The organism is uncultured Veillonella sp. (assembly GCF_963522475.1).
Taxonomy (GTDB): Bacteria; Bacillota; Negativicutes; order Veillonellales; family Veillonellaceae; genus Veillonella.
Genome location: NZ_CAUQYW010000006.1, coordinates 49,390 through 64,276, shown reverse-complemented (window position 1 = coordinate 64,276; position 14,887 = coordinate 49,390). Strand labels below are relative to the sequence as shown.

Here is a 14,887-nt window from a genome sequence, read left to right as displayed (position 1 = left end):
TATTTTTTATGGACTACGAATTTTATATTTTCTTATTAGATGAAAATTATAGTAGTTCATAAATACAAAATATTTAGATAAAAATATTTGTATATTTTTTACGTTCTTGAAATGTAAAAATGGGAATAAAATAATTCTGCTAAAATGTTGAAGAAATAGGCATAAAACATGGTGTTTTAATGGTAAAAAGAAGTCATTTATAGTACAATATATTGTATATGATTATGTCTTTTTTGAGGCATTATTTATTGTAAATTTGTAATCACTAATTGATATATAGACCACGAGGTCATCTAGGAGGTATAGTCTTGGCAAAGGTAGGATTGATTGCAGGCATTGGAGTTTTGCCTGTAGAATTCATGCGCGCCGCTCATGTGTTAGGTCACGAGGTAGTCGTTATCGGCGTAGTTCCGGATGTAGACCCGGCTTTAAAGGCTGAGGCCGATGCTTTCTATGATATTGGTGTTGCTAAACTAGGCAAAATCTTTAAAACCTTGAAAAAAGAAGATGTTGAAGAACTGACTATGTTAGGTAAGGTGACTAAGGAGATTCTCTTTAAAGGTCTTACATTTCCTGACTTAAAAACATTAGGTGTGCTTAAACGGCTCAAAAATCGTAAAGATGATACTATTATGCTCGCTATTGTAGATGAAATTGAGCGAGAAGGGTTTAAAGTGTTAGATCAAACTGTATATCTTAAACCATTTATGCCAAAGGTGGGAGTGCTTTCAAAAACACAACCCACTGATGAGCAATGGGCGGATATTTGCTTTGGCTTTGAACTAGCAAAACAAATGGGCGGCCTTGATATTGGACAAACCGTAGTTGTTAAACACAAAGCGGCTATGGCTATTGAAGCCATTGAAGGTACTGATAAGTGCATTTTGCGTGGCGGTGAATTAGGCCGTGGTGAGGCTGTTGTGGTTAAAACAGAAAAACCAAATCAAGATGTGCGTTTTGATGTACCTGCTGTGGGAATTAAAACATTAATGTCTATGATTGATAGCGGCTGTAAAGTCCTTGCTGTAGAGGCTGAAAAAACTATATTTGTTCAACAACAAGATGTACTTGATTTGGCAAATCGACATGGTATTGTTATCTGTGCTGTTGATCAAGAGTTTGTAAATTCCAGAAAGGATGCATAATGAAAGTCATGTTTTCCGCCGGTGAAGCATCCGGTGATACTCATGCGGCCAGCGTTGCTAATGCACTAAAAGAAATAGATCCTTCAGTCGATATGTTTGGTATGGGTGGAACCTTGATGGAACGCGCTGGCGTTCGCATCGTATATGATATTAAAAATCTAGGTGTTATAGGGATTGTAGAGATTGTTAAATCACTACCCAAATTCTTTAAACTTCGTACATATTTAAAACGCGTTATGATGAAGGAAAAACCAGATATTCTCGTATGCGTAGACTATCCTGGATTTAATATGAAACTTGCCGCTGTAGCCCATGAATTAGGGATTCCTGTTTTATATTACATTGCTCCTACAATTTGGGCATGGCATAGTAGCCGTGGTAATACGATTCGCAAGTATGTCACTAAAGTGGCATCTATATTTCCTTTTGAAGCAGAAGCGTATCGCAAATATAAATGTGATGTAGACTTTGTAGGGCACCCTTTAGTGGATATTGTACATCCTACAATGACTAAAGATGAGGCTGAGGAATATTTTGAAGCTCGTAAAGAAGCTAAGAAGGTTTTACTCATGCCTGGTAGTCGTAAACAAGAGGTTTTATCCTTGCTTGACACGATGTTAAAGAGTGGTGAGCAATTGATGTCTAACCATGAGGATATCCAATTCTTTTTGCCTCGAGCACATACAATCGACCGTAGTGAACTGGAAACTTTTATTGATGCTCATAAGGTGCCTGTGACGATTACAGAAGACCATACCTATGACTTGATGCAGATTTGTGATGTATGTCTTGCCGCATCGGGTACTGCTACATTAGAAACGGCTATGATGGAGTTACCAACTATTTTGCTATATCGGGTATCTCCAATCACATATGGTATTGGTAAGATGGTTGTTAATGTGACGCATGTAGGCTTGCCGAATATTGTGGCAGGCAAAGAAGTGATTCCAGAACTTTTACAAGATGCAGTAACACCTGAGGCTATTGTATCTTTGGTGGAACCTCTTCTCACTGATGTTGAGCGCAACAAAGCTATGCGTAGCGAATTGCGTGAAGTACATCATAAATTAGGCGAACCCGGCGCCGTGAAGCGTGTAGCGGAACTGGTATATAATCTCGGTAAGGAGAAATGTAATGAATAGTTATTCTAGGCTCTTATATTTTGTAAAGCCTTATTATAAACGCATGATTTTTGCAGTGTTCTGTATGATCGTCGCTGCCGCGGCCTACTTGGTAGTTCCTTGGCTTATTAAAAATGTAGTAGACCAAGTACTAGACGAAAAGAATATGTTTATGCTGAACCTTATTGTAGGGGCTATTATTCTTATATTCTTGATTCGTGGCTTTGCTACTTATGGTCAAACCTATAATATGTCCTACATTGGACAGCGTGTCATCATCGATGTACGGGAAGCCATTTTTAATCATTTACAAAAATTAAGTCTATCTTATTTTGATCGCCGTAAAACAGGCGTTATCATGAGTAATCTTACAAATGACGTTGCTGCGCTTCAGTCCGCTGTAGTGGATAATTTAATTTCCTTTATTACGGAATCTGTAACACTGATAGGTTCTCTCGTGTCTATGCTTCTCATTGACTGGAAATTGACACTTGTTACCTTCATTACTGTCCCTGTGGTATTGCTGATTATCAATGTATTTGGTAAAAAGCTTCGCGTAGCAGGTCATGATGTACAAGGCCGTGTAGCAGACATTACGGCACTTTTACAAGAGGTCATCAGCGCTATTCGAGTAGTAAAATCTTTCGCTCGAGAAGATTTTGAACGCAAGCGTTTTGAAGATGAAAATGATCGAAATTTTAAAGCTGTTATTAAAGCGACTAAGTTGACTAGCTTGCTAAGCCCAATGGTTGAGTTTTCCGCGGCAATTGCTGTGGCAGTCATTCTTTGGTATGGTGGGTACTCTGTAGTAACAGGAACTATTACAGCTGGTTCTTTGATTGCGTTCTTGATCTATGCTATCAACTTGTCTAATCCGGTTAAACGCTTAAGCCAAGTTTACGGTAATATTCAAAAAGCATTGGCTGCAGCTGATCGTGTATTTGAAATCTTAGATACTAAAACTGATGTTGTGGAAAAAAAGGATGCTATTACATTACCATCTATCAAGGGTAATGTAGAGTTTAAAGATGTTTCTTTCTCTTATGATGGGGGGAAAACGGCGCTCGAAAACTTTACTTTATCTGTTAAGGCTGGTGAAAGTGTAGCCCTTGTTGGTCCATCTGGCGCTGGTAAAACGACTCTTGCGAATTTGTTACCTCGCTTCTACGATGTAACGGGTGGATCTATTACGATTGATGATTATGACGTTAAAGACGTTACATTTAGATCTTTACGTGAACAAATTGGGCTTGTACCACAAGAAACAGTATTGTTTAATGCTACAATTAAAGAGAATATCTTGTATGGTCGCTTAGATGCTAGTGATGAAGAAGTATATGAAGCTGCCAAGGCTGCGAATGTACTTGAATTCGTAGAAAAAATGCCTGATGGTCTTGATACAGTTGTAGGTGAGCGAGGTAGCTCCTTATCTGGCGGCCAACGTCAACGCGTAGCTATTGCACGTGCTATTTTAAAAGACCCTCGCATTCTAATTCTAGATGAAGCGACATCTGCCTTAGATACAGAAAGTGAAAAGCTTGTACAAGAGGCATTAGATCGTCTAATGAAAGGGCGTACTGCATTTGTTATTGCCCATCGATTGAGCACGGTTCAAAATGCTCATCAAATTGTTGTACTTAATCAAGGCCACTTGGTAGAGCAGGGGACTCACCAAGAGCTATTAGCTATTGATGGCGGATTGTACAATCATCTCTATTCCGTTCAATTCTCCAACAAAGGATAACCATGTACTGGATATATAATGTATTGCTCATATTTTATTGGATTGGCTTGATTCCGGTTATTTTATATCGACTTGCCTTTGAAGATGGATTTTATGAGCGTATTAAACAGAGTGCAGGCTATATGCCCGCCTCATTATTAAAGAAAATTGAAGGACGTCGTGCCATTTGGATTCATGCTGCTTCTGTAGGGGAAATAGTAGCTACTAGTCCGTTGGTAAAAGAGGTAAAAAAGGAATTTCCTGAAGCGGTTGTAGTGGTTTCTGTTGTAACTGCGACAGGCCATGCAATGGCACATCGCATTATACCTGAGGCGGAAGGAATTATTTTCTTTCCTTTAGATTTGCCTTATTTGACACGTAAGATTTTACATATTATTAAACCTATTGCTATCTTGCTTGTAGAAACAGAAATTTGGCCTAATTTCTTGCGTATAGCGCAGTCAGAAAATATTCCTGTTATGATGGTTAATGGTCGTATTTCTGATCGTAGTATGAAACGCTATAAATATATTAGTGCTTTTACAAAGGAAATGTTGCGATCTATTGAACGTTTTTGTATGCAATCAAAATTTGATGAGGCACATATTGAAGTGTTAGGTGCCCAAATATCTGATATTACAGTAACAGGTAATATGAAGTATGATCAAACGTATGCTACCGTATCAGATGAAGAGAAACAGTCTCTTCTTGAAGAGTTTGGCTTTGGCAATAATCACCCTATCATCATTGCAGGTAGTACACATAAGGGTGAGGAAGAAACTATCTTTGAGACATTTAAACAAGTCTTGCAAGAATATCCGCAGGCTCGATTGCTAATTGCACCTCGTGAGATATATCGGGGCCATGATGTTCAAACTTTAGCAAAACATTATGAATTGAATGCTATTTGTCGTAGTGATATGACAGAGCCAGTTCATGAAGGGATACCTGTAGTTGTTTTAGATACTATTGGTGAACTAGGTCGTTTATATAGTTTAGGGGATATCATTTTTGTAGGTGGTTCTCTTGTAAAAACTGGGGGCCATAATATTCTTGAACCTGCAGCACATGGCAAACCAATTCTTGTAGGACCATATATGTTTAATTTTAAAGAGATTTTTAGTTTATTAAACTCTCGTCATGCTTGTGAGCAAGTAAAGGATGGTAAAGAGTTAACCACTATGGTGTTACGTTTATGTAAAGACAAAGGCTTGGCGAAGGAAATGGGTCAAAATTGTCTTGATATTATTCGTGAAAATCGAGGTGCTACTCAACGTAATACACAAGAGTTGCGTCAATTATTCGAAAAACATCATATTGTTCCATAAGATAGATATGATTTATTTCATTAATTCATGATATTACATAATAGGAGGAGTCACCTATGAGTGGGGAAGCATTATTCAAATCCATTGTTAGTGGTGAAAATCAATCCATATTAGGTGATATAGCTCGTTCTAGCTTGGGCTTTCTAAGTAAAGGTTACGAAAAGGCTGTATCAATACGAAATGCTCGCTTTGATGCGGGAAAAGGGGTAACTAGAGTTACCGTACCTGTTATCAGTGTTGGTAACATTACCGCTGGAGGTACTGGTAAAACGCCAATGGTGAGATTTATATGTGATATACTCGCCCGAAAAGGGCTTCATCCTACGGTACTTAGCCGTGGCTATCGAGCTGAGGACAATAAGAAAAATATAATTATTTCTAAAGATGGTACGATGTTGGTAGAACCATCCATTAGTGGTGATGAGGCTTGGCTGTTGGCTAAGGTATTACAAAAGTCCAATGTGATTATCGGTCGTGAGCGCGCTATATCGGCACAAATTGCTATAGATGAGCTTGGGTCCGACTGCTTAGTTATGGATGATGGTTTTCAACATCGTGCATTAGCTCGAGATATTGATATCGTTCTGCTTGATGCATCTAATCCATTTGGCTTTGATTATGTATTGCCTCGCGGTTTATTACGCGAGCCTATTAGTGGTTTACAGAGGGCCGATATTATAATACTGACAAAGGTTGATCAGGTGGCACCAGGTGTTGTTTCTGGAATTCGTAAGCGTTTAGCTCATATGTTACCAAATACACCTGTATATGAAACGATTCACAAGCCTCAATGTATGTATACATTAGATGAATGGGCTAATGGAGGAAATGGTTCTCCTGTGGATGCGTATCAAAAACATCGAATTATGGCTGTTAGTGGGATTGGAAATCCACAATCTTTTACACAAACATTGACCGATATTGGATATAATGTTGTACATACAATGCCTTTTGGTGATCATCATAATTTTGAAAATGATGATGTTGTAAATATTTGGAAAGAGGCATTTGCTTATCAGGCAGACGCTATTTGCATTACTGAAAAAGATGCGGTGAAGTTGAGTCAATTGCATGCAATTGAAGACTTAAAAATACCGATTCTAGTGCTATCTATAGGAATTGAGTTTATCGCTGGAAAGCAAGAATTCATAGAAAATTTAGAGATTTAGTGTATAATAATAAGATACACGAATAACAGAAATGGGGTTTTATTGTGAAGTTTGGATGCGTTATTCCTGCTCGTTATGGTTCTACAAGATTACCAGGGAAACCATTAGCGGATATTGCAGGTAAACCAATGATTGAAAGGGTTTATGCACGGGTGTCACAAGCGACAAAGACAGAATGTACTATTGTTGCTACTGATGATGATCGTGTATATTCTGCAGTTCAAAACTTTGGGGGAACTGTTATGATGACAGATCCTGATCACCCTACAGGAACGGATCGATTAGCGGAGGTTGCTAGTTATTATACTGGCTTAGATGTCATTATTAATGTTCAAGGTGATGAACCTATGATTGAGCCTAAACTTATAGATGATTTGGCCCAACTTTTTGAAGAGGATCCAAACTTACAAATGGCAACCGTAGCTACTCCTTTGTTGGAAGATGAATATGATGAGCCATCAGCGGTGAAGGTTATTTTAAATAATCGCAATGATGCAATGTATTTTTCTAGATCTTTAATTCCCTATCCTCGCCATGATTTTGTACGTGCTCCACTTAAACATATTGGTATCTATGCATATCGTAGAGATTTTTTATTAAACTATGCAAAGATGGAACCGACTCCTGCGGAAAAAACTGAATCGTTAGAGCAATTGCGAGCTCTTGAAAATGGCTACACTATTCGTGTTATTCTTACGGATAAACGATTTATTGGTGTTGATACACCTGAAGACTTAGCTCGTGTAAATGCAATTTACGAGCAAGAGGAGAAATAAATGAAAACAGTTCAAATTAAAGATATTACAGTTGGTGGCGGCAAAGGTCTCTTCGTCCTTGCAGGTCCTTGTGTTATTGAGGACTATGATCGTACCTTAACTATTGGTAAACGAGCAAAAGAAATTTGTCATCGTTTAGGCGTTCCTTACATCTTTAAAGCATCTTTCGATAAAGCCAATCGTTCTAGTTTTGGTTCATTTCGTGGCCCAGGTTTAGAGGAAGGCCTAAAAATGCTTGCATCTATCAAGAAGGAACTTAATGTGCCTATTGTAAGTGACATTCACTCTATCGAGCAAATTGAGCCTGCTGCTGAAGTATTAGATATTCTTCAAATTCCTGCATTCTTATGTCGCCAAACAGACCTTGTATATGGGGCTGCTAAAACTGGTAAATGCGTAAATGTAAAAAAAGGTCAATTTATGGCTCCTAAGGATATGGAAAATGTTCTTAATAAAATGAAAGAAACTGGTAACGAAAATCTTATGCTTACAGAACGCGGTTTTAGCTTTGGCTATAACAACCTCGTAGTAGATATGAGATCGTTCCCAATTATGCGCGCTTTTGATTATCCAGTAATCTTTGATGCTACTCATAGCGTTCAATTACCAGGTGGTGCAGGTACTAAATCTAGCGGTAATCGTGAATTTGTACCTAACTTGGCTCGCGCGGCTGTAGCTAGCGGCGTAGATGGCCTATTCTTTGAAGTACATGATAACCCAGAGGAAGCATTATCTGATGGTCCAAACATGTTGTATTTAGATCAATTTGAAGCTGTGCTACGCGATTTAGTAGCTATTGATAAAATCGTTAAAGGTTAGGGGCGGTATTTGTGACTATTTTAGAACAAGCAGCACAGGTGCTTCATGAGGAAGCACGTGCTATTGAAGAATTAAGTTCTCGTTTGGATCACAACTTTGTAAATGCTGTAAATATGATTTTGGCTTGTAAGGGGCGTGTAGTATGTACTGGGATGGGAAAATCTGGTCATATTGGTCGTAAAATTGCGGCTACCTTGGCTAGTACTGGTACACCAGCACTATTTATGCATCCCGGTGAAGGTGTGCATGGCGATCTTGGCATGATTACGGAAGATGATGTAGTATTAGCTTTTTCTAATAGTGGTGAAACAGGTGAAATCATTAGTATTTTGCCATCTTTACGTCGCATTGGTGCTAAATTAATTTGCGTTGTAGGTAAACCGGAATCTACATTGGCTAAGAACTCCGATATTGTATTGCTAGCAGAGGTAGAACGTGAAGCTTGTCCATTGGGTTTAGCGCCAACTACAAGTACTACTGTTGCTTTAGCATTAGGAGATGCATTAGCTGTATGTTTATTAGAACGACATCATTTTACACCTGAAAACTTTGCTGTATTCCATCCAGGTGGGTCTCTTGGTCGTAAATTATTGTTGACTGTAGAAAATATTATGCATGGTGGAGATGATAATCCTACGGTATTCAAAGGTGCAACAGTTCGAGATGCACTCTTTGTAATGACTGAAAAAGGTTTAGGTGCTACCAATGTTATCGATGAAGAAGGTCATTTATTCGGCCTTGTTACCGATGGTGATGTGCGTCGCGGATTAGATTCTGGTAGTAATTTTCTAGAATGGCCTGTGGAGGATATGATGACCTCTATGCCTCGTACGATTACAAAGGATAAATTAGCGGCTGAAGCTCTTCATTTAATGGAGAAAAACCAACCTCGCCCTATTACTGTGTTACCAGTTGTAGATACAGATAACAAATGTCTAGGCATTGTTCATATTACGGATTTATTGCGTAGAGGCATTGTGTAATGAATATTCAATGGATAGTTCTTGATGTTGATGGTGTGCTATCTGATGGTACTCTAATCTATACATCAAGTGGGGAAGAGATTAAGTCTTTTTCTGTAAAAGATGGCTTAGGCTTAACGGCAGCTCGAAAAGCAGGACTTAAGCTTGCTATTATTACAGCCCGGATATCTCCGATGGTTGAGCGACGCGCTAAAGAGCTTCATTTTGATGCACTACTTATGGGCCATGCCAATAAAACAGAAGCATTAAGAACCCTTTGTGAGGAATATCAAATTAAATTAGAGTCGATTGCGTATATGGGGGATGACCTAAATGATTTAGGAGCACTCCAAATTGTAGGTCTACCGATGGCACCAAATAATGCGGTATCAGAGGTTAAACAATTAGCTAAATTTATTTCTACTGTCAATGGTGGCCATGGTGCTGTTAGAGAGGCTGTAGAATATATCTTGAAGAATCAAGGACTGTGGGAAACTATTGTAGCAGACTATGCACGAGAGGCCCATGCTCATGGACAATAAAGGAGGTGGGCAGAATGAATAACGAATGGCAATACCATTTAGTTAAAGGTATTAGCTGGCTTGTTTGCCGACTGCCATACAAGCTCATTTTGCTCATAGGCGCTAGTTTAGGGCCAGTATATGGTCTTATAGCGAAGAAGCAAAAACTCAGAGGTATAAAGAATATAAAGATTGGCATGAACATGAATGATCAAGAAGCGGAACAATTGATTGAAAAATTGTTTAAGAATCTTGGCCGTAGTGTTATGGAAGTCTTGTACATGCCAAATCTAACAAAATCTTTTATCAATAAATATATTGAAATGCGAGGGGTAGAACATTTAGAGAAAGCCATCGCTAACGATAAAGGTGTCATAGTTCTTACTGGTCATATTGGCAACTGGGAATGGATGGGAGGCGCTATGGCTGCTCATGGGTACCCATCTACTACAATTGTTAAGAAACAACCTAATGCTCAATTTACTCGTCTTATGAATGAATATCGTGAGATGGTAGGGCTTGATGTGTTTGCTAGCGGTGGTAATGAAATTGTTTCTGCTGCTAAGGCATTAAAAAAGAAAAAATTACTTGGTTTTTTAGCAGACCAAGATGGCTATATTAATGGATTACCTATTCCATTTTTGGGACAGGAGTCTTCAGCGGTTATAGGTCCTGCTACATTTGCCAAAAAATTTGGCTCACCAGTAGTTCCAATTTTTGCATCCCGCAAGCCTGAAGGTGGTCATATTGTTCACATTCTACCAGCCTTATATTATATTGATACAGGTGATGAAGATGCAGATATGTATCGTCTAACTGAGGAATGTGTACGTGTTACAGAAGCTTTTATTCGTGAGCATCCAGATGAGTGGCTTTGGTTCCAACATCGTTGGATGACTAGGATGGACCAAATTATTGATTATGATAAGAAGATAGCTGCACGGGAGAGGGCACATGAAAAATAATAAAAAATTAATTGCCATAGTGGCCGCTATAGTGTTGGCTCTAATTGGTCTAATTATATATATTATGAAAGACTCTGGTGATGTGGGTACTACTCAAAATCAGAATGGACAACTTGTTAACTTCCAAGGAGCCGACCTACAAGAGGAAAAAGATGGTAAGCTAGTGTGGGCATTATCAGCTGAAAAGATTGAATATGATCCACGTACAAAAGCTATTGTCCTGACCAATTTAAAAGGTCTTTTCTATCAAGATGATGTAACTACAACAATCACAGCACCTCATGCTGTATTGACCGGTGATCGCAACTCCCTTGATATTGATCAAGGTGTTACAGCCACAAATACTGATGGAGCTGAGTTTAAAACTGATGCACTTCACTTTGATAATAAGACGAAAACGTTGACATCTAAATCTGCCTTTACCTATAACAGTAAAGATATAACATTAACTGGTGATAAACTTGAAGGAAATATGTCCTTGAAGAAAATTAAAGCTATTGGTAATGCAAAGTTAACGAAGAAGTAATGCGAGGAAATATAATGAATAAGAAAAAACAGATTGGTATGGCTATTTTGGCTATGCTTATGACAGCATCTGTTACAGCTTGGGCCGCAAATGATCCTTTGACTATTAGCGCAGATACATTATCTTATGATGGCAATACGGGGCGTGCTGATGCAAAAGGTAATGTAGTAATTACTCAAGCTGATAAAACGATGACTGGTGCTAATGGATGGTATAATACAAAAACTCAGGAAGCAAATCTTGATGGTGGCGTATCTATGATTGGTTCTGATATGGCTATGTCTGCACAATCAGTGCACAGCTACAATAATAATAAATTCACTGCTAATGGCGGTGTTCATTTACAACGTAGTGATCGTCAAATTTTTGGCGATAAAGTTGAATATAATACAGATACTGAGTATGGCCTTGTATCTGGCAACGCTCGTTTAATTGCAGAAGGCACTACTTTGACAGGTAATCAAGTTGAAGGTTGGCTAAAAGAAATTCGTGCAGTAGCACAAGGGGATGTGACATTCTCTAATCCAGAACGAAACGTATCTGGCTCTGCGGAGCGCGCTACCTATACGCAAACACCTAATCAAAATGATGGGGTTGTACTATTATCTGGCTCTGCTCATGCTGTTCAAAATGGTAATGTACTCAATGCACCAGAGCTTAAAATTCGTCTTGCTGATGATTCTGCTGAAACATTAGGTGGTCGTAGTACGCTTATCATTGTTCCAAATCAATAAGGATTAAATATGTATATAGAAACCAAAAACTTAGTCAAAACCTTTAGCGGTCGCAATGTCGTAGACGGAGTTAGTTTACGCGTTGATAAGGGGCAGGTCGTTGGGCTCCTAGGTCCTAATGGGGCAGGGAAGACTACGTCATTCTATATGATTGTAGGCATTGAACGACCTAGTTCTGGCATCATTACCGTTGATGGCAAGGATATTACGAATATTCCAATGTATAAACGTGCTGCTGAAGGTATTGGGTATCTTCCTCAAGAAGCATCAATTTTTCGATCCATGACTGTTGAGGATAATATTCGTGCAATGTTACAAACAACATCAAAGAAATCTGATGAAATTGAAGCTATAGTGGAATCTCTTATTGAAGAATTTCATATCGGTCATGTTCGGGAGCGTATGGGGATGCAACTATCTGGTGGTGAACGCCGCCGTGTAGAAATTGCTCGTTGCCTTGCGTTAGAACCGAATTTTATTCTTCTCGATGAACCTTTTGCTGGCGTCGACCCTATCGCGGTTGCAGATATTCAACAAATCATTTTGCATGTTAAAAATCGCGGCATTGGTATCCTGATTACGGATCACAATGTGCGCGAAACATTGGGGATTGTAGACAAGGCTTATATTTTAAGTAGTGGTAAGATCCTCCTAGAAGGCACCCCTGAAGAAATTGCAAACGACCCAATCGCTCGTGAGCATTACTTAGGGGATAACTTTAGATTGTAGGAGGGGACTATGAGATTATTAGATAAATATATATTAAAAGCCTTTGTAGGCCCATTTCTATTTGGGGTATTTGCTTTTACCAGTATTTTTATTGGCACAGGCACATTGTTTAGAATTGCTCAATATATTACTGAATATGGGGCACCGCTAGTTCTCGTTATGAAAGCTTTTGTGTTGGCATTGCCAAGCATTGTTATCTTAACATTCCCAATGTCAGTACTATTGGCTTCACTTATGACCTTTAGTCGATTGAGTAGTACTAGTGAGATTGTTGTTATGCGTGCTGGTGGTCTTAGCTTTTTACGTTTAGCGATGCCGGTATACATCATAGCTCTAATTATCTCAATTGGTGCTGTTGCATTTAATGAATTTGTTGTACCACGCACAAATAATATGTATCAAACGATTGTGCGCGAACAGATTATGAAAAATGCATCGCCTCAAACACAAAATCATATCGTTTTAAAAACAATGAATGGTAATGATTTAGGCACATTAATGTATGCTAAAAGCTATGATGCGGAGACTAAAAAGTTGAGCATGATTACGGTGCAACAGTTTGGTGAAGGCGGCAAGTTACAACAGGTTGAAAATGCAGATACTGCTGTTTGGAATGGTCAATATTGGGTGATGCAAAACGGTATCATTTATGATATTTCTGCTGGTGATGGTGTAGAACGTACAATGAAGTTCAAGGAGCAATCCTTGCCAATTAAGTCTGCGCCAAAAGATATTCAACAAGATCAACGTAAACCAGAAGAACTAACAATCAAAGAATTACGTCATCAAATTAAAGCGTATAAGGCTGCTTATACGAATTCAAATAAATTAGAAATGGAAATGTATCAACGTTTTACTATTCCATTAGCTAGCTTTGTATTTGCTCTTGTAGGTGCTCCATTAGGTCTTCAAAAGCAACGTTCTAGCTCATCTATTGGTTTTGGTATCAGTATTTTAATCATCTTTATTTATTATGGGGTGATGACATTTGCTGGTGCATTAGGTAAAGGTGGTGCATTGCCGACTGTATTTGCAGCATTAATTCCGGATACATTAGGAATAATAGCTGGCTTATACTTAAACTGGCGTGTATCTAAATAGATAATTGTAACTTAAGAAAGGAGGGACTCGATGTTAGTAGGTGTTAAAATATTAGTTATTATTGCCCTTATGGGTGGACTTATTGCCTACATGGGGGATAAGTTAGGCACTAAAGTTGGTAAGCGTCGCATGTCCCTCTTTGGATTAAGGCCTAAGCACACATCGATTATTGTTACTATCGTAACGGGTTTACTAGTTGCAGCTGCTACGGTAGGTGTATTAACTATTACCTCTCAAAGCGTAAGAACAGCTCTCTTTGGGATGGATCAATTGCGAGCTGATATGAAGCAACTCAATGATGAGGTAGCCGCTAAGACACAAGAGCTTATTCGTGGGCAAGCTTTGCTTGAACAAAATAAAAAAGAGTTAGCAGAACGAATGGCTGAAATAGAACAAATTCGCAGCGAAGTTGAAGTTACAAAGGCTGAATTAGCTAGTGCGCAGGCTGCTAAAGATGCGACTGAAGCTGAATTAGCAACACTTCAAGCTTCATATGATGAAGTATCTAAAAAGTTAGCTGATTTAGAAGCAACAAGAGCTAAGATGGAAGCTCATATTAAGCAACTCCAAACAACACAAGAACAGTTGCAAAATGGTATAATTCATTTGCGTGAAGGAACTATTCTTTTCCAAGTTGATCAATTATTGGCACAAGCTGTTGTTCGACCAGGTTTAAGTGAAGAAGATAGTCAAGCAGCTATTAAAAATATTATTGATGACACCAATAAATTGGTACTACGTCGACTAGGTATAGAAGACCAAGGTCAAGCTGTTGTATATGTAGATCGCCAAAATATTGAGGTTGCTACACAAAAGCTTAATAGTGCAAAGACTCCAATGGTCGTTCAAGTTGTGGCTGCTGGAAATATTATTGCTGGAGAACCTGCAGTGGCAGTTATTCAAGTGTATCCGCAACAATTTATATTTAAAAATGGAGAAGTAATCCACTCTGCTGTAATGGATGGAGGACCTAATGCTCAATCTGCTATGCTTCAATTTTTAAAGCAAGTCAATGAAAAGGCGAGAGCGAAAGGCATCATTCCAGATTCCTTATCTGGGGATATCGGAACGATACCAGGGGATGATTTATTTACTGCTATTCGACGTGTTGCGACTATTAATGGGAAGGTTCATGTAGAAGCGTATGTTGATGGTGATACTTATTCATCGGGGCCTGTACATCTTAAGTTGCGTATTACCCAAATGCCTGTTTTTAATGATAAGGCAAAAATGCCAGCTTATTAATATGAATAGTAATTTGGTTTTAT

15 protein-coding genes are annotated in these 14,887 nt (G+C 38.6%); all 15 read left to right on the top strand.

The window, feature by feature from the left end; genetic code table 11:
* Nucleotides 1-308: 308 nt before the first annotated feature.
* The 15 genes from RWP19_RS04995 to RWP19_RS04925 are packed head-to-tail and all read left to right on the top strand — an operon-like array spanning nucleotide 309 to nucleotide 14,864.
* Nucleotides 309-1,145 (top strand): UDP-2,3-diacylglucosamine diphosphatase LpxI domain-containing protein, encoded by an 837-nt coding sequence (locus tag RWP19_RS04995; RefSeq protein ID WP_314356707.1) that lies wholly within the window; start codon nucleotides 309-311, stop codon nucleotides 1,143-1,145.
* On the top strand, nucleotides 1,145-2,287 hold the full coding sequence (gene lpxB / locus RWP19_RS04990) for a lipid-A-disaccharide synthase (protein ID WP_314356706.1): 1,143 nt from the start codon (nucleotides 1,145-1,147) through the stop codon (nucleotides 2,285-2,287). The genes RWP19_RS04995 and lpxB overlap by 1 nt, the downstream gene beginning before the upstream one ends.
* Nucleotides 2,280-4,010, top strand: a complete 1,731-nt coding sequence (locus tag RWP19_RS04985; protein ID WP_295286096.1) for an ABC transporter ATP-binding protein — start codon at nucleotides 2,280-2,282, stop codon at nucleotides 4,008-4,010. The genes lpxB and RWP19_RS04985 overlap by 8 nt, the downstream gene beginning before the upstream one ends.
* Nucleotides 4,011-4,012: 2 nt before the next feature.
* Nucleotides 4,013-5,317 (top strand): 3-deoxy-D-manno-octulosonic acid transferase, encoded by a 1,305-nt coding sequence (locus tag RWP19_RS04980; protein ID WP_295288223.1) that lies wholly within the window; start codon nucleotides 4,013-4,015, stop codon nucleotides 5,315-5,317.
* A 56-nt stretch (nucleotides 5,318-5,373) separates the two neighbouring features.
* On the top strand, nucleotides 5,374-6,486 hold the full coding sequence (gene lpxK / locus RWP19_RS04975; RefSeq protein WP_314356705.1) for a tetraacyldisaccharide 4'-kinase: 1,113 nt from the start codon (nucleotides 5,374-5,376) through the stop codon (nucleotides 6,484-6,486).
* Between the two features lie 44 nt (nucleotides 6,487-6,530).
* A complete protein-coding gene (kdsB, locus tag RWP19_RS04970) occupies nucleotides 6,531-7,262 on the top strand; it encodes a 3-deoxy-manno-octulosonate cytidylyltransferase (protein WP_314356704.1) in 732 nt (243 codons plus the stop codon).
* Entirely contained in the window at nucleotides 7,263-8,081 is an 819-nt protein-coding gene (gene kdsA / locus RWP19_RS04965) for a 3-deoxy-8-phosphooctulonate synthase (RefSeq protein ID WP_295288232.1), read from the top strand.
* Nucleotides 8,082-8,092: 11 nt separating this feature from the next.
* A complete protein-coding gene (locus RWP19_RS04960; protein WP_314356703.1) occupies nucleotides 8,093-9,064 on the top strand; it encodes a KpsF/GutQ family sugar-phosphate isomerase in 972 nt (323 codons plus the stop codon).
* Nucleotides 9,064-9,585, top strand: coding sequence for an HAD-IIIA family hydrolase (locus tag RWP19_RS04955; protein ID WP_314356701.1), 522 nt, complete (start codon nucleotides 9,064-9,066; stop codon nucleotides 9,583-9,585). Before RWP19_RS04960 ends, RWP19_RS04955 begins: the two co-directional genes overlap by 1 nt.
* A gap of 14 nt (nucleotides 9,586-9,599) precedes the next feature.
* A complete protein-coding gene (locus tag RWP19_RS04950; protein ID WP_314356700.1) occupies nucleotides 9,600-10,529 on the top strand; it encodes a lysophospholipid acyltransferase family protein in 930 nt (309 codons plus the stop codon).
* Nucleotides 10,519-11,055, top strand: a complete 537-nt coding sequence (gene lptC, locus RWP19_RS04945) for an LPS export ABC transporter periplasmic protein LptC (RefSeq protein ID WP_295288237.1) — start codon at nucleotides 10,519-10,521, stop codon at nucleotides 11,053-11,055. The genes RWP19_RS04950 and lptC overlap by 11 nt, the downstream gene beginning before the upstream one ends.
* Before the next feature lie 14 nt (nucleotides 11,056-11,069).
* Nucleotides 11,070-11,789, top strand: a complete 720-nt coding sequence (locus RWP19_RS04940) for an LptA/OstA family protein (RefSeq protein ID WP_295207202.1) — start codon at nucleotides 11,070-11,072, stop codon at nucleotides 11,787-11,789.
* Nucleotides 11,790-11,798: 9 nt separating this feature from the next.
* Nucleotides 11,799-12,518 (top strand): LPS export ABC transporter ATP-binding protein, encoded by a 720-nt coding sequence (gene lptB, locus RWP19_RS04935; protein ID WP_314356698.1) that lies wholly within the window; start codon nucleotides 11,799-11,801, stop codon nucleotides 12,516-12,518.
* Between the two features lie 9 nt (nucleotides 12,519-12,527).
* On the top strand, nucleotides 12,528-13,619 hold the full coding sequence (locus RWP19_RS04930; RefSeq protein ID WP_314356697.1) for an LptF/LptG family permease: 1,092 nt from the start codon (nucleotides 12,528-12,530) through the stop codon (nucleotides 13,617-13,619).
* 30 nt (nucleotides 13,620-13,649) lie between these two features.
* Nucleotides 13,650-14,864: a DUF3084 domain-containing protein gene (locus RWP19_RS04925; protein WP_295207197.1), complete on the top strand. Its 1,215-nt coding sequence runs from the start codon at nucleotides 13,650-13,652 to the stop codon at nucleotides 14,862-14,864.
* The last annotated feature ends 23 nt before the right edge of the window (nucleotides 14,865-14,887 follow it).